The 19,058-nt window shown below is 41.7% G+C and carries 23 protein-coding genes; 8 read left to right on the forward strand and 15 right to left on the reverse strand.

Going from position 1 to position 19,058, the window contains the following annotated elements; genetic code table 11:
• Positions 1–60: 60 nt before the first annotated feature.
• From KQP79_RS18555 to KQP79_RS18585, 7 genes are all read right to left on the reverse strand, one after another.
• Complete coding sequence (locus KQP79_RS18555; RefSeq protein WP_004321438.1) at positions 61–999, reverse strand: NAD(P)H-dependent flavin oxidoreductase; 939 nt, start codon at positions 997–999, stop codon at positions 61–63.
• A 169-nt stretch (positions 1,000–1,168) separates the two neighbouring features.
• Complete coding sequence (locus KQP79_RS18560) at positions 1,169–1,894, reverse strand: DUF4858 domain-containing protein (RefSeq protein WP_008774701.1); 726 nt, start codon at positions 1,892–1,894, stop codon at positions 1,169–1,171.
• 175 nt (positions 1,895–2,069) lie between these two features.
• The gene (locus KQP79_RS18565; protein ID WP_004304253.1) at positions 2,070–2,594 is read right to left on the reverse strand and encodes a DUF4943 family protein; all 525 of its coding nucleotides are present in this window, start codon (positions 2,592–2,594) and stop codon (positions 2,070–2,072) included.
• An 11-nt stretch (positions 2,595–2,605) separates the two neighbouring features.
• Positions 2,606–3,655 carry a porin family protein gene (locus tag KQP79_RS18570; RefSeq protein ID WP_061447740.1) on the reverse strand — a complete coding sequence of 350 codons (1,050 nt, stop codon included), beginning with the start codon at positions 3,653–3,655 and terminating at the stop codon, positions 2,606–2,608.
• The gene (locus KQP79_RS18575; protein WP_004300758.1) at positions 3,639–4,190 is read right to left on the reverse strand and encodes an RNA polymerase sigma factor; all 552 of its coding nucleotides are present in this window, start codon (positions 4,188–4,190) and stop codon (positions 3,639–3,641) included. The genes KQP79_RS18570 and KQP79_RS18575 overlap by 17 nt, the downstream gene beginning before the upstream one ends.
• Before the next feature lie 247 nt (positions 4,191–4,437).
• Complete coding sequence (gene nadC / locus KQP79_RS18580; protein ID WP_004300759.1) at positions 4,438–5,286, reverse strand: carboxylating nicotinate-nucleotide diphosphorylase; 849 nt, start codon at positions 5,284–5,286, stop codon at positions 4,438–4,440.
• Positions 5,279–5,671: a DUF4783 domain-containing protein gene (locus KQP79_RS18585; protein WP_004326554.1), complete on the reverse strand. Its 393-nt coding sequence runs from the start codon at positions 5,669–5,671 to the stop codon at positions 5,279–5,281. Before KQP79_RS18585 ends, nadC begins: the two co-directional genes overlap by 8 nt.
• A gap of 127 nt (positions 5,672–5,798) precedes the next feature.
• On the opposite strand from KQP79_RS18585, the gene rlmH reads away from it, so the two are divergent.
• A complete protein-coding gene (gene rlmH, locus KQP79_RS18590; RefSeq protein WP_061447741.1) occupies positions 5,799–6,272 on the forward strand; it encodes a 23S rRNA (pseudouridine(1915)-N(3))-methyltransferase RlmH in 474 nt (157 codons plus the stop codon).
• A gap of 19 nt (positions 6,273–6,291) precedes the next feature.
• On the opposite strand, the gene KQP79_RS18595 is transcribed toward rlmH, so the two are convergent.
• The 7 genes from KQP79_RS18595 to KQP79_RS18625 form a co-directional block, all read right to left on the reverse strand.
• Positions 6,292–6,891: a nucleotidyl transferase AbiEii/AbiGii toxin family protein gene (locus KQP79_RS18595; RefSeq protein ID WP_022200187.1), complete on the reverse strand. Its 600-nt coding sequence runs from the start codon at positions 6,889–6,891 to the stop codon at positions 6,292–6,294.
• Entirely contained in the window at positions 6,846–7,145 is a 300-nt protein-coding gene (locus KQP79_RS18600; protein ID WP_004311349.1) for a DUF6922 domain-containing protein, read from the reverse strand. Before KQP79_RS18600 ends, KQP79_RS18595 begins: the two co-directional genes overlap by 46 nt.
• Before the next feature lie 78 nt (positions 7,146–7,223).
• Complete coding sequence (locus KQP79_RS18605; RefSeq protein WP_022200188.1) at positions 7,224–7,865, reverse strand: HD domain-containing protein; 642 nt, start codon at positions 7,863–7,865, stop codon at positions 7,224–7,226.
• 37 nt (positions 7,866–7,902) lie between these two features.
• Positions 7,903–8,358 carry a preQ(1) synthase gene (queF, locus tag KQP79_RS18610; RefSeq protein WP_004321441.1) on the reverse strand — a complete coding sequence of 152 codons (456 nt, stop codon included), beginning with the start codon at positions 8,356–8,358 and terminating at the stop codon, positions 7,903–7,905.
• A 535-nt stretch (positions 8,359–8,893) separates the two neighbouring features.
• Positions 8,894–9,553, reverse strand: coding sequence for a 7-cyano-7-deazaguanine synthase QueC (queC, locus tag KQP79_RS18615; RefSeq protein WP_004300765.1), 660 nt, complete (start codon positions 9,551–9,553; stop codon positions 8,894–8,896).
• A gap of 8 nt (positions 9,554–9,561) precedes the next feature.
• Positions 9,562–10,242 (reverse strand): queuosine precursor transporter, encoded by a 681-nt coding sequence (locus tag KQP79_RS18620; RefSeq protein WP_004321442.1) that lies wholly within the window; start codon positions 10,240–10,242, stop codon positions 9,562–9,564.
• A gap of 239 nt (positions 10,243–10,481) precedes the next feature.
• Positions 10,482–10,988, reverse strand: a complete 507-nt coding sequence (locus tag KQP79_RS18625) for an RNA polymerase sigma factor (RefSeq protein WP_004300768.1) — start codon at positions 10,986–10,988, stop codon at positions 10,482–10,484.
• Positions 10,989–11,151: 163 nt separating this feature from the next.
• Here KQP79_RS18625 and KQP79_RS18630 point away from each other — a divergent pair, with 163 nt between their 5' ends.
• Positions 11,152–12,441, forward strand: coding sequence for a DcaP family trimeric outer membrane transporter (locus tag KQP79_RS18630; RefSeq protein ID WP_061447742.1), 1,290 nt, complete (start codon positions 11,152–11,154; stop codon positions 12,439–12,441).
• 83 nt (positions 12,442–12,524) lie between these two features.
• On the opposite strand, the gene KQP79_RS18635 is transcribed toward KQP79_RS18630, so the two are convergent.
• Positions 12,525–13,934 (reverse strand): OmpP1/FadL family transporter, encoded by a 1,410-nt coding sequence (locus tag KQP79_RS18635; RefSeq protein WP_061447743.1) that lies wholly within the window; start codon positions 13,932–13,934, stop codon positions 12,525–12,527.
• A 208-nt stretch (positions 13,935–14,142) separates the two neighbouring features.
• On the opposite strand from KQP79_RS18635, the gene KQP79_RS18640 reads away from it, so the two are divergent.
• From KQP79_RS18640 to KQP79_RS18665, 6 genes are all read left to right on the forward strand, one after another.
• Positions 14,143–15,144, forward strand: coding sequence for a 2-hydroxyacid dehydrogenase (locus tag KQP79_RS18640; RefSeq protein WP_004304300.1), 1,002 nt, complete (start codon positions 14,143–14,145; stop codon positions 15,142–15,144).
• 63 nt (positions 15,145–15,207) lie between these two features.
• Entirely contained in the window at positions 15,208–15,912 is a 705-nt protein-coding gene (locus KQP79_RS18645) for a pirin family protein (RefSeq protein WP_061447744.1), read from the forward strand.
• 43 nt (positions 15,913–15,955) lie between these two features.
• Positions 15,956–16,603: a pyridoxamine 5'-phosphate oxidase gene (gene pdxH, locus KQP79_RS18650; protein WP_004300774.1), complete on the forward strand. Its 648-nt coding sequence runs from the start codon at positions 15,956–15,958 to the stop codon at positions 16,601–16,603.
• 67 nt (positions 16,604–16,670) lie between these two features.
• Complete coding sequence (locus KQP79_RS18655) at positions 16,671–17,402, forward strand: MBL fold metallo-hydrolase (protein WP_061447745.1); 732 nt, start codon at positions 16,671–16,673, stop codon at positions 17,400–17,402.
• 13 nt (positions 17,403–17,415) lie between these two features.
• Positions 17,416–18,561 carry a DUF4468 domain-containing protein gene (locus KQP79_RS18660; RefSeq protein WP_052588002.1) on the forward strand — a complete coding sequence of 382 codons (1,146 nt, stop codon included), beginning with the start codon at positions 17,416–17,418 and terminating at the stop codon, positions 18,559–18,561.
• A 14-nt stretch (positions 18,562–18,575) separates the two neighbouring features.
• Positions 18,576–18,953, forward strand: coding sequence for a VOC family protein (locus tag KQP79_RS18665; protein WP_004304308.1), 378 nt, complete (start codon positions 18,576–18,578; stop codon positions 18,951–18,953).
• Positions 18,954–19,058: the final 105 nt, after the last annotated feature.

Consider the following 19,058-nt stretch of genomic DNA (forward strand, 5'->3'; position numbering starts at 1 on the left):
GATTGATAACCTTTAAAAAACTCTGCAAGACTTTGTATTACTCTGTGGTGAGCTATATCTTTAAAATAAATAATCTTTCTTTGCCGCCCGTTGATAAGCCGCTACCAATTCGTTCATTACTTCTGCCACAGACTGCCGACGGGATATGATTGCCGAAACTTGTCCGATCTCCAATTCCCCTTCTTCCAGATCACCTTCAAAGATTCCTTTTTTAGCACGCCCCCGTCCTAATAAAGTTCTCAAATCTTCAGCACTAGCTCCACTATCTTCAGCCTTCTCCACCGCTTCGCGGAAAGCATTCTTTACCAAACGTGTTGGAGCCAGCTTTTTCAACAACAACTTAGTATCCCCTTCTCTGAGACTCAAGCAATAATCTTTAAATACCGAACTCGCTGAACTCTCTTCAGTAAGAGCAAAACGGGTTCCTATCTGCACCCCTTCGGCTCCCAACACCATAGCAGCCAATACTCCTTCCCCTGTGCCGACACCTCCTGCAGCTATCAAAGGTAATGTTGTAGCCTCACGTACAGCCGGAATCAAACAGAAAGTCGTTGTTTCTTCGCGTCCATTATGCCCTCCGGCTTCAAACCCTTCTGCCACTACCGCATCTACTCCAGCCTCCTCACATTTTACAGCAAAACGGGAAGAAGAAACAACATGAACAACCGTTATTCCACGCTCTTTCAACCACCCAGTCCACGTTTTCGGATTTCCGGCAGAGGTAAAAACAATCTTCACTCCCTCTTCCACCACAATATTCATAATCTCTTCTATCTGGGGATACATCAAAGGAATGTTTACACCAAAAGGCAATTTCGTGGCCGCATTACATTTACGGATATGCTCGCGTAAAGTGTCCGGATGCATGGAACCGGCACCGATCAATCCCAGTCCACCGGCATTGCTCACAGCAGAAGCAAGACGCCAACCGCTGCACCACACCATACCACCTTGAATAATAGGATACCGAATACCCAGAAGAGAAGTAATTCTATTCATAACCAATAATTTATCTATGTGTTAATATACTAAGATACCAATAATAGCGACAAAGCTATATAACAATGCGCCAACATAACAACACACAAATATACTAATTATTCAATTACAAACATTCTCTAGTCAGCACATTAGCGCATTGCTACATCAACACATCATTATAACGCCTTCAACGGGCAATCTGTTCAATTGGTTTATTTATCAACACAGTGGTAGAATCTCCATAAGTTCTCAACACTTCCAATGTGCGGGCACGGTTATCCCGTCCCGTCTTATTCCAGAAATCTTTTGTAAAGACAGCCATCAGGTCAAGTCCGCCGATAGTTCCACCATTGATATACACTCCACTCCCACCAAACAAGGGAATAGGTGCATCCATCACTACCGTGTTCACCATCATTCCGTTAGCACGTTCACCCAACTGACGGAAACGCACCCCACTCGCCTGTATCTCATCCAACGACTTACGCATTCCCTTTGCCATCGGATTGCGTGCCCAGTTTGAATAAGATCTTTGATGGCGTATCTCGTAGAAAGGATCACCCCGCCAGGTATTTTTATCGATCTTTATCTTCTTCTGATAGATGGGATCCCAGTTATAGCGGGTATTCGCTTTATATGGCATCAGAGTCAACATCACTTTCGGTTTAGGCAACGCTTCAGGAAGCGATTCGTCAGGCATCATCCAGCTTTTCTCCTCCGACATCCGGGGAGTACCCACTGCGCTTCCGAAATCAATCGATTTCACAGCATCCATATTTAAATGCAACTCCTGGTCACTCTCCAGCAATTTCTTCAAATGCAAAGAATCTTGCGCCGTCCATACTTGCGAATATGCAAATACAGCAGTCAAGCACAGTGCCATCGTTGTTATAAACCGTTTTAATCCATCCATCCTTTTTACTCTTTCATTACCTATATTTCGGAGCACTTCATATACATTTGCACGTATGAGAGCCTATCGTTTGAGCGTAATAATCCCCTGTCAGCAGCAAAAGACTGCTGATACAAACAAATGTTCCCACATGAATGTTTCCTATTTTTTACTTTCCGAAGGCTCTTCCCCTTTATTACCACCAACGATAACCCGATCCGCAAAGCGGCTCATCGTAGCACGGATCAATTGTCCATCTCGTTTTCGGATATTGGCGTTCTTCCCACCAACTACGATAACAAGCGGCTGCATCGAGTACTTCCTCATCGGTCAGGAAATAGATTGCTTCATAATTTTCAGCATTCGCCAATACCATTTTGCAACCTAATGACGGAGGTGTGCCCTGACGGATAGATTCAATCACCCAAAGCATACACTCACCCAACCGAATCTTACCGTTGTTCATATTATAAACCGACGGAAAAGAAGGGATAATAGTCAGATCTTCTGCATATTTTAAAAGTTCGGGGATATCCTCTTCCGTGAAATGAGGAACCTCCACCACCCCTTTTTCATTCTTCATCTTGTACGTACCCGACTTCAATTGCTTCACAAAAAGAGCAACATCCGGATTGTTATAATCCATTTCTTCGCTGGTGCATCCTGTAAAGGATACGATCAGGCAAACAGCCATCCACAGCATTAGTAGTGTTTTTTTCATTTTCATAAGGATTAATACGTCATGCGGAGTCCGCAAAGTAAATTAAAATTAGTCGGCCGTTTTGTTCGTACCGTAGCCAATTTCGAATCTGTCTTAAAATGATGCGAAACTCCGGGTTCGGCAAAAACAGCAAGTCGGTCATTAATCTTATAGTTGATTCCAATACCGGCAGTCACTGCCAGCTGGATAGGTTCTTCTTTAAAACTGTTGTCCGGTGCACCGGCAATACATTTATCGGCTATTCCTCCTACAGTAGCGTAAAGGTCGATTTTTTTCGTATCTACCAACGTCACGTTCACTTTAACGGGGATTCCCAGATAGTGCAAGTGCTGCCCTGCAGAACGGAGGTTCGAATAGAGCAATCCGGTTTCTATGCCAAGAAAATCGTTCAACTTACGCTCTACCGTCACCCCTGCGGAAACCGGCATTTTATAAGTACCGTTATCTGCCGGAAGTGCTGTACCCACTTGAACTTTCATCACCCAGCGATGCTTTTTCACTGCTTTGGGTTGAGACATATCGACATTCGACTGTTCTTCCGAAGCGACAGATGATCCTGTATTACCGTTTGTTGCCTGCCAATAACCATTATGCCCCTGATTACCATATCGGTTGCCATTTCCCGTAGAAGTAGTGGAAGAAAAAGAAAACGACATAGAGAAAGTGATTGAAAGAGAATCTTCTTCCTCCGTATATTGCGACAGCATACCGTAAGATTTCGGAGCCGGTTTCGGCAACACCGGTTCTACCGGCAACGGCAACTGATTGACGCGTATTCCATCTCCATCCATCTGTCCTCCATTCGTCACGGCTATCTTTGTAAATGCTTCTTCCATTTCCTCCTTTGGAGAGAAATACAAGAAAGTAGCCGACGAGGCTGCCAAAACAAGCAATACAGATGCCGCAGCCGCTACACGGAAGAGCAGAATCCGACGACGATGCTGGCAAGCCACAGGAATTTCCTGCGAGAGCTCTTCCCAAAAGCCATCCCGTACACTCATCCCGGCATCAGCGAGACGCGTGCGAAACAGATCGGTTATTTCATCATTTTCTTTCTTCATGATTTCTATACTCTTTAATTCTTTTTGCTAACAAATATTTGGCCCGGTGCAGCTGCGAAGTAGATGAATGCTCTTTAATATGAAGCATCTTGGCTATCTCCTTGTGCGATTTCTCTTCAAACACATAAAGGTTGAAAACGGTTCGGCAACCATCCGGCAATTCGGCAATAAAAGCCATCAACTGCTCTTCGGAGATTCCAGCCCCTCCTCCCGAATCCGATATATCCGGTATATCGGGAAGCTGCTCTTCATGCACTACCAACTGGCTGACTCGCTTCTCCCGTCGCAGGAAATCGAGTGATTGAGTAACCATCACCCGGGTAATCCATGTACAAAGTGAAGACTCACCCCGGAACGAAAAGTTGGTAAAAATCTTGATGAAACCGTCATGCAGTACATCGTGCGCCGCATCCATATCGCCCGTATAGCGGAAACATACCGCCAGCATCTGCTTGGAATAGAGAGTGTAAAGTTCCTTTCGGGCTGAATCCTTTCCTGCCCGACAGCCCTTTATCAGTTCTATCTCGTTTTCCAAAGTCAATTACTTTTTTTTAAAATCGAACGTATGTCTGCGTCGTTTGCTCATTAGACGCGAGAGTTTGAGGAATGCTGCAAGGAATATTGCTAAAAGAAGTTAAAGGATAGATAATAATAAACGGGAAAGAAAAAACGATGAACGATAAACGGTAAATGATGAACAAAGCTGCGCATAATCATGCTACAAAATATCCACCGTTTACTGTTTATCGTTCACCGCTTACAGTTCACCGCTTATTATACTATCAGCATGCTTTGAAACTCATGTCCAGTCCTTTCACTGAATGAGTCAAAGCTCCTACAGAGATGAAGTCTACGCCACATTCGGCATACTCACGAAGAGTATCAAAGGTGATACCACCCGAAGATTCGGTTTCGTATTTGCCTGCTACCATCTCTACTGCTTTCTTTGTCATTTCGGGAGTGAAGTTATCAAACATGATACGGTCTACTCCGCCGAGATCAAGAACTTGTTGCAGTTCGTCGAAGCTGCGGACTTCTATTTCTATTTTCAGGTCTTTACCTTTTTCCTTGCAATATTCTTTGGCACGAGTGATTGCTTTGTCGATACCTCCGGCAAAGTCCACATGATTGTCTTTCAGAAGAATCATGTCGAACAGACCAATACGATGGTTTACTCCGCCACCGATTTTCACTGCCATTTTTTCGAGGATACGCATACCGGGAGTTGTTTTGCGGGTATCAAGCACACGGGTATTTGTACCTTCCAATACCTTTGCATATTTACGGGTCATTGTTGCAATGCCGCTCATACGCTGCATCACGTTCAACATCAGGCGTTCGGTTTGAAGTAAAGATTGCACTTTTCCTTCCACTACCATTGCTACATCACCCGGTTTCACTTCTGTTCCGTCATTGATAAACACTTCCACTTTCATGGTAGGATCAAAACGGTTGAAGATTTCTTTAGCTACTTCGATGCCAGCCAACACACCGGCTTCTTTGATAAGCAATTTTGATTTTCCCATTGCCGTAGCGGGAATACATGAAAGGGTGGTATGATCGCCATCACCTATATCTTCTGCAAAAGCAAGATCGATCAACTTGTCGATCAGTTCTTTTTCCTTATTCATTGATCTTGTCAATTCTTATTTGATGTATTAAATATTGATTCTGCACTTTCTTCAGGAAGCAGTTCACACGAAAGTTCCCATTAGTAGTAGCCAACGTACCGATAACGAAACTCGATTCGTCCCGTTTTCCCTGATGGTTCACATTAAATCCGCTGACTTTATTCTTCGTAAAGAATTCCTGCATCGCAGCTGTTGCTTTCTGTTTGTCAACGTTTGTCGAGCGACCTTGGAGCACCAGGTTTACCTTGTCCCCCATATACTTACTTAGCTCTTGCGAGCTTCCTCTTTTAAATGCCGTAATCACTCCTGCCGGTATCTCTTGCGCCATTAGCAACGAGAGGGAAAGAAGCAATGCGGTCATTCCTACGAGCACTCGTTTTTTCATAATTACAAGCTTTTAAGTTGAAGTTTAAAGGCTTAAACTTTCAACTAATGATAGGCAAAGGTAAGCATTAATTGCAGAATAACATAAAAAATGCCTATTTTTGTGCAATAATCAGAATTGTAGACGTATGAAAACAACCTTGCTCGTCGTAGGACGAACCGTAGAACAACACTATATAACTGCTATCAACGACTATATCCAGCGCACTAAACGGTCTATCACTTTTGACATGGAAGTGATTCCTGAATTGAAAAACACGAAGAGTCTTTCAATGGAAGTGCAGAAAGAAAAGGAAGGGGAACTGATATTGAAAGCTCTCCAACCGGGCGACGTGGTGGTATTGCTCGATGAGCACGGAAAAGAAATGCGTTCTCTGGAGTTTGCCGAATATATGAAGCGAAAAATGAACACGGTCAACAAACGACTGGTATTCATTATCGGAGGGCCTTATGGCTTTTCTAAAAAAGTTTATCAAGTGGCACACGAAAAGATTTCAATGTCCAAGATGACTTTCTCACATCAGATGATCCGGCTGATATTCGTTGAGCAGATTTATCGGGCGATGACTATATTGAATGGAGGGCCGTATCATCATGAATAGTAACTTATCTCATATACTATTATAAACGAGACAAAATAGACTTTTTAATTTCGTCCCAAGATACATCCACAAACATATAAGGCATTGGCTCCTCCTCCGCATCTTCAAAATAAGCTAAACTTTTCATAGCCATAAAAGAAGATGAGTCAGGATATTTTTGAGAATAGAAATCCAATAGATTTTTCAATGAATACTTTTTCAACAAAAAGTAAATATCTACAAAATCTTTTTTAGTACCTCTCCCTTCAATAGCAGTAATTTTCATTGCCGCAATATCTCTAGGACTTGCCAAACGTATCCCATCTTTATATACGACATCATCAAGCCAAGGATAAGTATAGTTCACGATATCTATTTTAACCTCATTCAATACGTAAATGTGTATATTCTTAGAATCATTTAAGATAGTCAGTGTCCCAAGTGTTCGCAAAGCCTCCTTCAAATCTTGAGAATCTACATTAATCTGACCAAAAAAATCCAAATCGACCGACTTTCGATGTCCTAATTGCAAAGCTAATGCAGTACCACCGACTAGACGAGTATTACAAAGTACAGGTAACTGTTGCAACTTTTTTAAAAGTTCCAGTGTTGTGGATTCGACCGTTGATAAGTGTAACATCTAAATTGTTCTTTAGGAGTTTGTGAAATGGCAGAAAGATAAGCTAAAGCCCGAGGCTCCAATTCACGAAACCCCTTAGCTATTTCGACGATTCTCCCAAGTCCATAATATTGTTTTACAATATTCCAATCTTGCAACATACCATATTCAAGCACTCTCTTTATTATATATTGTGAATGCTTCTCCATATCCAAATCATCTTTATTGACATCCCAAAAAAGATATGTTGAAAATCGAGTAATATATTCTTCCATTATCTATCGTATTGCAATCCTTAAATATGACAAAGATAAAAATAAAAAATGAATCGAACGCAAGCTAACAGCTATATTTCACAAAACTGTATTATTCTCTTCTTCATAGATTTTATTAAAAACTCTACAAAGTTTTTTTTCATCCGCAATTAGTTGACGAAGTTCTGCCAACCGTCCGGCATTATCCGATTGGGGTATCCATAACGTCAGATACCCTCCTTCTGCATATTTTTCAGTTAGATGTTTCCGAAAACGGGCATATTGCTCTTCTTTATCCATCTCCGGATAATGAGACAGCCCATATTGTACGGTACGGCGTAAAGTGACTTCGGGATCAATAATTCGGTCAGCCTCGGCAACAATCATTCCATAGATTGTTCTGGGAGCCTGTTTATTGGAAGCCCGATGATCTTCTATCGCCTCTTTCATCTGCAACAGCTGCTCATCCGTAAACCAACGCCGCAAAGTTTCGTCGGCTAACAACACTTTGCCGGAGGTTATATGATGAAATTCACGTCCTTCATACAACCCCAGGTCATGATAAGCAGCGATGACATAAACCATCGAATAATCGACTTCATAATGCGTCGCTAATTTCAGACTTTCCTCAATAACCTTTTCTACATGGTCAATTTGATGCGCTTTATCAAAGTTAGCGTATTGAGGAATAATACTTTGCCGAACATAGTTTTGCAATTCAGCAGGCACATGATGAGTCATATTCGATCTTTTTAGCTAGTGAATTCTTTTATTTATATTATTCCCGATTCATCAAACGATGTTCTGCCATCTGTTCGAACTTTGTTCCCGGACGACCATAATTGGCATACGGATAAATGGAAATACCACCACGAGGAGTAAATATTCCCGTTACTTCTATGTATTTGGGACTCATCAATCGGATAAGATCTTTCATTATGATATTCACACAATCTTCATGAAAGGCTCCATGACTGCGGAAACTGAAAAGATAGAGTTTCAAACTCTTACTTTCTACCATTTTTATATCAGGAATGTAGCTGATACGTATTTCGGCAAAGTCCGGCTGTCCGGTAATAGGACACAGACTTGTGAACTCCGGGCAGTTGAAACGTACCCAGTAATCATTTTCAGGATGCTTATTATCAAAGGCTTCCAGTACTTCAGGAGCATAATCTTGTTTATACTCGGTTTTTCTTCCTAATAAGGAAAGTTGGTCTTTTAATTCTGTCATTGCACTCATTAACTACAACCTCTACTCTAAACAAAAAAACGCATTTCTTCTTTCACCTATCACCGTCCTGCCTCAAACGCCTTATTCATCGAGGTTTTAGTGGTGAAGGATTCATTTCACAACCTATCACCGCATCTATCACCTATCACCATCAACTCTTATCCTACGTTTGCTTTCTCCTCATCTTACTTGTTACGGTGTGTTTCATTGCCTGAAACAATGTGTTTCCCGCCTTGAAACAAAGTGTTTCATTACTTGGAACAAACTGTTTCAAGTCTTGGAACTTATAGTTTCAAGCGTTAGAAACTTTAGTTTCCTACCGTTGAAACTAATCTAAGCCAATACATTCTGTACTGTACTACTATCATTTATTAATTAGAACTTACCGGTGACAATAGATGTGACGGCAAAATGTCAAATTTAGCTGCTGTCACTACTTGCTGTCACAAACTAAAAATCTTATAATCAAACATTTATCTACAACAATGTGACAGATGACAGCAAAAAAACGCATTTTAATCTCTATGTAGAGATATTATTGATTCTTACTTTTTAAATACTTTTCCAATCCTTCCCGACGCAATGTACAAGCCGGGCAATGTCCGCAACCATCTCCCTGAACGCCATTATAACAGGTCAAAGTCTCGGTGCGAATCAGTTCCAATACCCCCAGTTCGTCGGCCAATGCCCATGTTTCTGCCTTATCAATCCACATCAAAGGGGTATGAATCACAAATTGTTCATCCATAGCCAGATTGAGAGTTACATTAAGAGATTTGATAAAGGCATCACGGCAATCGGGATAACCGCTGAAATCTGTTTGAGAAACTCCCGTTACCAAATGATTAATACCACGTTCACGGGCATATACTGCTGCGATACTTAGAAAAAACAGATTACGTCCCGGAACAAAGGTATTAGGAACGCTATCTGCAGGTTTTTCCTGATCCATCACCATCGTAGTATCGGTCAATGAATTATGACCTAACTGTCCGATAAAGGAAACATCCATCACATCAAATTCCACTTCCGCTTTCCGGGCTATCTCCCGTGCAAGCTCCACTTCTTTCTGATGCTTCTGACCATAAAGAAAACTCAAGGCATATACTTTCTTAAAGTTGCGTTTTGCCCAAAACAAACAAGTGGTAGAATCCTGCCCACCACTAAACACAACCAATGCTGCTTCTCTATTCATATTCTATATTAAATATCTTTGACTTTCAATACATTATAAGAGATATTGGTGTCGTAAACATCGCTACCGTCTATTTTCTTGATTGCTTTCACCACACGAATTGTCACCGGAAGGATAATAACTTCATACATGGATTTCAGCACAATCTGAATCCCCATCATGATAAGCAGTTCTTTCCAGGCAATAACTCCACCAAAAGCTACCGGGAAGAAAATCAATGAATCGGCAGTCTCACCTACAACAGTCGACCAGATGGCACGGGCCGAAAAGTTACGCCCCTGACTGGCTACTTTCATCTTACTCATCACATACGCATTGAGAAATGAGCCTACCAGAAAAGCCATCAGACTGGCAGCCACAATACGGGGAGCCATACCGAACACAAAATTGAAATGTTCCTCGCCCTCCCAGAAAGGAGCAGCCGGAATGGCAACAGCTATCAACCCAAGAGCAACCACGAAGAAGTTCATGGCAAAACCGCTCCAAATGATGAGCCGCGCTTTCTTGAATCCCCAAACCTCGGCGATACAATCATTAATAATATAAGAAATAGGAAAAACCAATAATCCGGCTGTCACGGTCAGACTACCTACCTGAATTACTTTTGTTTCAAGAAGATTGGCTGCAATGAGACAGACATTAAACAGAATGCCCAGCAGCATAAAGGGTACAGATACTTTTTCTTTCATAATTCCTGTTTTTTACGTGGTGTTCTAGAATACACGACCGCTATTCACGGCATCATACATTTTTTATTCTTTCGGAGTGCAAAGGTAAAAAATAAAACTGGAATTATCACATTCATCTTACCAGAATCTGTCTTCCCGATAATTGAAGAAAAAATAAGCCTCCCTGTCAGTCGTCGTATTCTGACAGGAAGGCTCATCACTTTGACCTTAAAAACACATCACTCAATCAGGCATCCGCATCAAGAGGAGAAGTCTTTCAATTCCTCTTTCAACCGCTTACGGATGAAAAACAAACGGCTCTTTACCGTTCCCATCGGCAATCCTAATTTTTCGGCAATTTCTCTATACTTAAATCCGGCTACAAACATCTGAAAAGGCACTTTCATCTCTTCCGGTATGGAATGTATCACCCGGTACAACTGTTTCATATCATACGTAAACTCGAATCTATCAGCATCTTCATCTTCTATCAGATGTTGTTGATTGATGGAGTAACTATCATCAATCAGGTTCATTTCACGAACTGTGCGACGATAGTTGTTCACGAAAATATTACGCATAAGCGTATACATCCATCCCTTCAGATTTTTGCTATACGTAAACTTCTCCTGATTATCTAATGCCTGCAACAAACAATCCTGAACCAAATCATTAGCAGATTCGCGGTCTGCCGTCAATTTATATGCGAAGCGATGCAAATCCGGTTGTATCGCTAATATTCCTTGAGTAAAATCAACTTTTTCCATCGTCGTATTTCCTTTATCTAATTAGTACGATACAAAGGTCCGTTTTTTTAGAATCATTATAAATAGCAATTCTTCCGATTAGTTTGGCAATTTTTCCTTTGCCCCTCTCAACCATTTCTTTTTTTAGTTGTTCATTGGGCATTCACCTAAAACTTAACTGATAATGAAAACAAGCTTTAAAATGGTAGCTATGCTACTGGGGATAGGAATTTTCCCCCTCTGTGCCTATGCACAACAGAAGGTAGTCATCGAAGATGAAGAACCGAATTCTATCATGTTTGTTTCGAAAAACAAAGCAGGAGATGAAATCATCCGAATCATGAACGACCGTTCGCAGATGCGTTTCCACGACCCGAATGCTCCCCGTTTCCTGCTAACCGACCAGAAAGGGAAATTTGCCCTGGGTATCGGAGGATATGTTCGTGCAACAGCAGAGTATGACTTTAACGGTATCGTAAATGATGTCAATTTCTATCCGGCATTGATTCCACAACGCGGAAGCGGCAATTTTGCCAAGAATCAATTCCAGATGGACATCACCACTTCTACCCTATTCCTCAAACTGGTAGGACGTACGAAACATCTGGGAGACTTCGTTGTCTACACAGCCGGAAACTTCCGGGGTGACGGAAAAACCTTTGAATTGCAGAATGCTTATGCGCAATTCCTCGGTTTCACGATCGGATACAGCTACGGTTCGTTCATGGACCTCTCCGCACTGCCTCCTACCATCGACTTTGCAGGTCCTAACGGATCAGCCTTTTACCGCACTACGCAATTGAGCTATATGTGCGATAAGTTGAAAAACTGGAAATTCGGTGTTTCAATGGAAATGCCTTCAGTAGACGGTACAACCAACAATGACTTGTCTATCAACACCCAACGAATGCCGGACTTTGCCACTTCCGTACAGTATAACTGGAATAGTAGCAGTCACGTTAAATTAGGTGCTATTGTCCGTAGTATGACTTACTCAAGTAACGTTCATGAGAAAGCCTATTCCGCCACCGGCTTCGGTCTGCAAGCATCTACAACTTTCAATATTACGAAGAAATTACAGGCATTCGGACAGTTTAATTATGGAAAAGGTATCGGATCTTACCTGAACGATTTAAGTAATCTGAACGTAGATATCGTTCCCGATCCTGATAATGAGGGAAAAATGCAGGTTCTCCCAATGCTGGGATGGTATGCAGGGCTGCAATACAACCTTTGTCCGAGCATCTTTATATCCGGTACATATAGTTTATCCAGACTTTATTCTGAAAACGGATATCCAAGTGAAAATCCGGAATCCTATCGTAAAGGACAGTATTTAGTGGCTAATGCTTTCTGGAATGTAAGCAGTAATTTGCAAGTGGGCGTAGAATATTTAAGAGGATGGCGTACTGATTTCAGTTCCGCAACCCGTCATGCCAACCGGTTGAATATGCTGGTGCAGTATTCTTTCTAAACTAACATAGAACAGTAAAACAAAAAAGCCGTCTCAACATCATGTCCGAGACGGCTTTTATATACATATAAAGGATTAGAAATTTAGAACTTGTAATTCACGCTCACGCCAAATACTTTATTGGTACGGCTATAAACGTCTTTATCAATAGATGCACCTAATCCACGTACATTTTCTTTAGTATAATCACTATACGTAGTCCAGAAATAAGCAACATCAAGGCTCAATGCCTCCGTGAAATTAATACGGCCTCCGAAACCAACTGAATAAGAATCACAAGAGAAACTTGTATCCGATTGGAAAGCATCGCTCAATCCGTAGTCTGTTTTCTGATAACCTCCACTGACTGTGAACAGTTTATTGATATCCCATTCAACACCCGCCAAATACTCGTGTGTACCATGTTTCAGTGTTTTCTGCTTGCCATCCGCCATACCGGCATTCTTATCATCAAAGAAATGATATTCTACCGATGCTCTCAATGATGGCAAGATCTCATAACTTGCAGCTAAAGAAAGCATAGCAGGAAGATCACTCGGAGTGTTCACACCATTCTGATAAGGTGCCATAAAATCTGCGGCAGCATCCGGAGCAGTTATGTCATGTGTATCATTCTCAATATTCATATTGGCTTTGAACTCATACTTTGCAGCCAGATTCAATTTTCCGAACTTAGCATCAATACCAATAATCGGTGTCAATCCCCAACCTGTCTGATCGCAGTCTAATTTAAGTTTCGCATCATTCAGCTGCTGCGACTTTTGTAATGCTGCCTGTTGTGCCTGCTCTAAAGTCATACCGGCGGCCATTAGTTTTTTTACAATCTCAGCACCCAACTGTTCTGCTACACCCTCTTTCAAATTGATATCAAGGAAACCTTTATAGCCACCCGTAAAATAATTCATACGTGCACCAGCAAAAACTGCGAAGTGCTCATTAATTTTATAGCTTGCTCCTAATTGAAAACCATAAATATACTGACGACCTTCCATAGCCGAATTAATAGCATATTGATTAGGAGACAGCATCCCTTGACCGATTGTATTTACCAGACTAATAGCAGCCGCATCAAACATAGGTAAACCTTTGTCAAATGAAGCTTTTCCGCCACCACCTACAATGGCAAAGCTACCGGAAAACGCCCAATCGCCTTTTTTATAGACAGCATGTATAGAAGGAATAACGGGAGCAGAAGCTTTTCCTTCATACTTACGTACAGTATTCTGTCCGTCCATGGTCCATAAAGGACTTGTTGCAGCAATATCACGGGTCTGATATGCACTTTGAATAGTAAGTGCTACTTGAAGACCATCTTTGGGAAGAAATGCCAGTCCGGCAGGATTACTATAAACTCCATCAACATCGATGGAAGCGCCGCGGGCTATCATGCGTAAGAAAGCAGCATTCTGATTCGTATTGGTTAGATAATCTCCAGCAAAAGTTGGAATTGAAACGATCAACATTGCAAGACCAATCAACGAAATTTTTCTCATCTAAATCTTTTTTAAAATTATTTCGGCGCAAAGATATAACAATATTGCACAGGGAGCACATATTTGTGCACTTATTTTCATTTATCCGCCATTTTAATTGAAAAATCAAACTGTTTCTAATGAAACAATCTATTTTTCGAATGATGGATTGATTAAACAAATTCACCTGTTCCAACGTTTAATATTATATAATTTATAGAATAATATTATGGCCTATACAATTGCATTTTTCGGCACAAAGCCTTATGATGAGTCCTCTTTCAATGACAAAAACAAAGAGTTCGGGTTTGAGATACGCTACTACAAAGGGCATCTGAATAAGAACAACGTACTACTGACACAAGGAGTGGATGCTGTCTGCATCTTTGTGAACGACGTTGCCGACGCAGAAGTAATCCGTGTGATGGCAGCCAACGGAGTAAAACTATTGGCACTACGCTGTGCCGGATTTAATAATGTAGATTTAGATGCTGCCGCCGCTGCCGGAATTACCGTAGTACGGGTTCCTGCCTACTCTCCTTATGCCGTTGCAGAGTACACCGTAGCTCTTATGCTATCGCTAAACCGGAAAATTCCCCGTGCTTCCTGGCGTACCAAAGATGGTAATTTCTCCCTGCACGGTCTGATGGGATTCGATATGCACGGAAAAACAGCAGGCATCATCGGTACAGGAAAAATCGCGAAAATACTGATTCACATCTTAAAAGGGTTTGGAATGAACATATTGGCTTATGACCTCTATCCGGACCATAACTTCGCCCGTGAAGAACAAATAGTTTATACTTCACTGGACGAACTATATCACAATTCGGATATCATCTCTTTGCATTGCCCGCTCACCGAAGCGACCAAGTATCTGATTAACGACTACTCTATCAGCAAAATGAAAGACGGAGTTATGATTATCAATACCGGCCGTGGACAGCTGATTCACACCAATGCACTGATTGAAGGGTTGAAGAACAAGAAAATAGGTTCCGCAGGACTGGACGTATATGAGGAAGAAAGCGAATACTTTTATGAAGATCAATCCGACCGCATCATCGACGATGATGTACTCGCCCGCTTACTTTCATTCAACAATGTGATAGTCACTTCTCATCAAGCTTTTTTCACACATGAAGCGATGGAGAATATTGCGGCGACCACCCTGCAAAACATAAAAGATTTTATCAATCATAAGCCTTTGCTAAATGAAGTGAAGAAATAAAACTTTTAAGCTCCTTTCTTTGTTTACAAAACATATAAACAAATAAGAGAAAGGACAGATTTTATGAAAAAAGTAATACACAAAGCAGATACAAGAGGACATTCCCAGTACGATTGGTTGGATAGTTACCATACTTTTAGTTTTGACGAATACTTCGACTCCAATCGTATCAACTTCGGTGCCCTTCGCGTATTGAATGATGACAAAGTTGCACCCGGAGAAGGTTTTCAGACTCACCCGCATAAGAATATGGAAATTATCTCCATCCCTCTGAAAGGACATCTGCAACATGGAGACAGCAAGAAGAACAGCCGCATCATTACTGTTGGAGAAATTCAGACAATGAGTGCCGGAACGGGAATCTTCCACAGTGAAGTGAATGCAAGCCCTGTAGAACCGGTAGAATTCCTGCAAATCTGGATTATGCCAAGAGAACGGAACACCCGTCCCGTTTATCAGGATTTCAGTATCACAGAGTTGGAACGTCCGAATGAACTGGCAGTCATCGTATCTCCTGACGGCAGTACACCTGCTTCCCTTTTGCAAGACACCTGGTTCTCAATCGGTAAAGTAGAAGCCGGAAAGGAACTGGGTTATCACATGCATCAAAGTCATGCAGGCGTCTATATTTTCCTCATTGAAGGAGAAATTGTAGTAGATGGCGAAGTGTTGAAACGCCGGGACGGTATGGGTGTTTACGATACCAACAGTTTCGAACTGGAGACACTGAAAGATTCACATATTCTATTAATAGAAGTACCTATGTGATTCCATCATTAGAAATTAAGAACTAAAACTGCCAGATAATCTTATGGCGAAATTAAACATAGCAGATATCCGACAGGAATATACGAAAGGCGGGTTGCGGGAAAATGAACTTCCGGGCGACCCGCTTTCGCTTTTCAACCGTTGGCTACAAGAAGCAATTGACGCAGAGGTGGATGAACCAACTGCTGTCATTGTAGGAACCGTATCTCCTGAAGGGAGACCGTCCACGCGTACCGTATTATTAAAAGGGCTCCATGATGGAAAATTTGTCTTCTATACCAATTATGAAAGCCGTAAAGGCAGGCAATTGGCACAAAATCCGTATATCTCCCTCTCTTTTGTGTGGCACGCCCTCGAAAGACAAATACATATAGAGGGAATAGCGACGAAAGTTCCTCCGGAAGAATCGGATGAATATTTCCGGAAACGTCCTTATAAAAGTCGGGTCGGTGCACGAATTTCTCCCCAAAGTCAACCTATAACAAGCCGAATGCAATTAATACGGTCTTTTGTCAGGGAGGCAGCCCGGTGGATCGGAAAAGAAGTGGAGAGGCCCGATAATTGGGGCGGATATGCCGTTACCCCTACAAGGATTGAATTCTGGCAAGGACGCCCCAACCGTCTGCATGACCGTTTTCTATATACCCTGCAACCGGACGGGGAATGGAAAATCAGTCGTCTTGCTCCTTGATTTCGTCGATTTTTCTTGGCAACTCCAACTAGAATACGTAATATTGCAATTATAAAATAGTCAGCTTATGACACTGGATTATATTTATCACAGCGGTTTCGCCATCGAAATGGAAGGTGTAACCGTTATCATCGATTACTACAAAGATTCTTCCGAAACGGAACATAACCGGGGAATCGTACATGATTATCTCCTGCAAAGGCCGGGTAAACTATATGTATTGGCCACCCATTTCCATCCCGACCACTTTAACCGTGAGATATTGACCTGGAAAAAACAACGCCCCGACATTCAATATATTTTCTCCAAAGATATCTTGAAATCCCATCGTGCCAAAGCCGAAGATGCTTTCTATATTAAAAAAGGAGAAACATACGAAGACGAGACAATTCGTATCGATGCTTTCGGCTCAACGGATGTCGGCAGTTCGTTCTTGCTTCACCTGCAAGATTGGAGTATTTTCCATGCCGGCGACTTGAACAACTGGCATTGGAGTGAGGAATCTACTGAAGAAGAGATCCGAAAAGCCAATGGTGATTTCCTTGCAGAAGTTAAATATTTAAAAGAAAAAGCGCCAAACATCGATTTAATACTATTCCCGGTGGATCGGAGAATGGGAAAAGATTACATGAAAGGGGCAAAACAGTTCATCGAACAAATAAAAACTACTATATTTGTGCCCATGCACTTCAGTGAAGATTATGAGGGGGGAAATGCGCTTCGTAGTTTTGCTGAAAATGCCGGATGCCGTTTTATCAGCATCACCCATCGGGGCGAAAGTTTTGAGATTACCAAATAAACACATGATAATTATGAATAAATTTACGATTCTGTTTCTTACCCTGTTCCTTGCATTGCCGATGGCGATGAAGGCAGATTCTGCAAAAGAGAAGAAAGATGACACCAGGTACCTTGTAGGAGCTGTTCCTGAAGTAGATGGTAAAGTAGTATTTTCCAAAGAGTTCCAGATTCCCGGAATGAGTCAGGCACAAATCTACGACACAATGACAAAGTGGATGGACGAACGTCTGAAAGAAAATAAAAATATTGATAGCCGCATTGTTTTCTCTGACGAAGCAAAGGGAACAATTGCCGGTGTTGGAGAAGAATGGATTGTTTTCAGTTCCAGTGCTCTGTCATTAGACCGTACACTGGTCAACTATCAGATTACCGTTACCTGTAAACCCGGCAACTGCCTAGTAGAGCTTGAGAAAATCCGTTTCACTTATCGCGAAACAGAGAAATACAAAGCGGAAGAATGGATTACTGATAAATATGCGCTCAATAAAGCAAAGACCAAATTAGTGCGCGGCCTGGCTAAATGGCGTAGAAAAACTGTAGACTTCGCAGATGATATGTTTATGGATGTAGCAGTAGCTTTCGGAGCACCTGATACTCGTCCGAAGACAGAGAAAAAGAAGAAAGAAGAAGAGCAACAAACTCCATCAATCGTTGCAGCCGCAGGCCCGATTATCATTGGTGGCACAGATAAAAAGACTGATATTAAAGTGACGACCGCCGAACCCGTTCAAACTACAGTTCCTGCTGCGACTCTCACTCCTGCTACTCCAGTAGGCAAAGCTTCCACAGATATGCCGGGTTATACAGAAATTGATTTGAAACAAATTCCGGGCGAAGTATATGCCTTAATGGGAAGTGGTAAATTAGTAATCAGTATTGGAAAAGATGAGTTCAACATGACCAATATGACTGCAAATGCAGGTGGTGCATTAGGTTATCAATCAGGAAAAGCTGTTGCATATTGCACACTTTCACCCGACCAACCTTATGAGGCAATAGAAAAGGCAGACAGCTATACACTGAAATTGTATGCCCCGAACCAGACAACTCCTTCAGCTGTTATCGAATGTAAGAAAATGCCTTCACAGACAACTCCGCAAGCCGGACAACCCCGTACCTATGTTGGAGAAATTGTGAAACTCTTAATGAAAAAATAAGGAAAATTGCAACAATGGAAATAAAAAGTAAATTTGACCATTTTAATATCAACGTTACAAACCTGGAGCGGAGTATCGCTTTTTATGAGAAAGCACTCGGCTTAAAAGAACATCATCGGAAAGAAGCATCCGACGGTTCATTCACACTGGTTTACCTGACAGATAATGAAACTGGTTTCCTATTGGAATTGACATGGCTCAAAGATCATACTGCTCCATACGAACTGGGGGAAAACGAAAGTCACCTATGTTTTCGTGTAGCCGGTGATTACGATGCAATCAGGGCCTATCACAAAGAAATGAATTGTGTATGTTTTGAGAACACTGCCATGGGGCTTTATTTCATTAATGACCCGGATGATTACTGGATTGAAATACTCCCACAGAAGTGATTTTATATAAAAAGTGGAAGGTGTGTCAAAATGCACACCTTCTGTTTTTTACGCACAAAGCCCCGACTTTCACAAGCTGGGGCTTTGTTATTACCTAAAGATTTT

This window comes from Bacteroides sp. DH3716P, from assembly GCF_025914115.1.
GTDB lineage: Bacteria > Bacteroidota > Bacteroidia > Bacteroidales > Bacteroidaceae > Bacteroides > Bacteroides ovatus.

Coding starts and splice junctions, on each gene's coding strand:
- queC (WP_004300765.1), bottom strand. CDS start 9,553: ATGAATAGAGAAGCAGCATTGGTTGTGTTTAGTGGTGGGCAGGATTCT.
- KQP79_RS18660 (WP_052588002.1), top strand. CDS start 17,416: ATGAATAAATTTACGATTCTGTTTCTTACCCTGTTCCTTGCATTGCCG.
- KQP79_RS18665 (WP_004304308.1), top strand. CDS start 18,576: ATGGAAATAAAAAGTAAATTTGACCATTTTAATATCAACGTTACAAAC.
- KQP79_RS18585 (WP_004326554.1), bottom strand. CDS start 5,671: ATGAAAAAACGAGTGCTCGTAGGAATGACCGCATTGCTTCTTTCCCTC.
- KQP79_RS18645 (WP_061447744.1), top strand. CDS start 15,208: ATGAAAAAAGTAATACACAAAGCAGATACAAGAGGACATTCCCAGTAC.
- KQP79_RS18555 (WP_004321438.1), bottom strand. CDS start 999: ATGAATAGAATTACTTCTCTTCTGGGTATTCGGTATCCTATTATTCAA.
- rlmH (WP_061447741.1), top strand. CDS start 5,799: ATGAAAACAACCTTGCTCGTCGTAGGACGAACCGTAGAACAACACTAT.
- KQP79_RS18560 (WP_008774701.1), bottom strand. CDS start 1,894: ATGGATGGATTAAAACGGTTTATAACAACGATGGCACTGTGCTTGACT.
- KQP79_RS18620 (WP_004321442.1), bottom strand. CDS start 10,242: ATGAAAGAAAAAGTATCTGTACCCTTTATGCTGCTGGGCATTCTGTTT.
- KQP79_RS18605 (WP_022200188.1), bottom strand. CDS start 7,865: ATGACTCATCATGTGCCTGCTGAATTGCAAAACTATGTTCGGCAAAGT.
- KQP79_RS18595 (WP_022200187.1), bottom strand. CDS start 6,891: ATGTTACACTTATCAACGGTCGAATCCACAACACTGGAACTTTTAAAA.
- KQP79_RS18630 (WP_061447742.1), top strand. CDS start 11,152: ATGAAAACAAGCTTTAAAATGGTAGCTATGCTACTGGGGATAGGAATT.
- pdxH (WP_004300774.1), top strand. CDS start 15,956: ATGGCGAAATTAAACATAGCAGATATCCGACAGGAATATACGAAAGGC.
- KQP79_RS18655 (WP_061447745.1), top strand. CDS start 16,671: ATGACACTGGATTATATTTATCACAGCGGTTTCGCCATCGAAATGGAA.
- KQP79_RS18640 (WP_004304300.1), top strand. CDS start 14,143: ATGGCCTATACAATTGCATTTTTCGGCACAAAGCCTTATGATGAGTCC.
- KQP79_RS18570 (WP_061447740.1), bottom strand. CDS start 3,655: ATGAAGAAAGAAAATGATGAAATAACCGATCTGTTTCGCACGCGTCTC.
- queF (WP_004321441.1), bottom strand. CDS start 8,358: ATGACAGAATTAAAAGACCAACTTTCCTTATTAGGAAGAAAAACCGAG.
- nadC (WP_004300759.1), bottom strand. CDS start 5,286: ATGAATAAGGAAAAAGAACTGATCGACAAGTTGATCGATCTTGCTTTT.
- KQP79_RS18600 (WP_004311349.1), bottom strand. CDS start 7,145: ATGGAAGAATATATTACTCGATTTTCAACATATCTTTTTTGGGATGTC.
- KQP79_RS18625 (WP_004300768.1), bottom strand. CDS start 10,988: ATGGAAAAAGTTGATTTTACTCAAGGAATATTAGCGATACAACCGGAT.
- KQP79_RS18565 (WP_004304253.1), bottom strand. CDS start 2,594: ATGAAAAAAACACTACTAATGCTGTGGATGGCTGTTTGCCTGATCGTA.
- KQP79_RS18635 (WP_061447743.1), bottom strand. CDS start 13,934: ATGAGAAAAATTTCGTTGATTGGTCTTGCAATGTTGATCGTTTCAATT.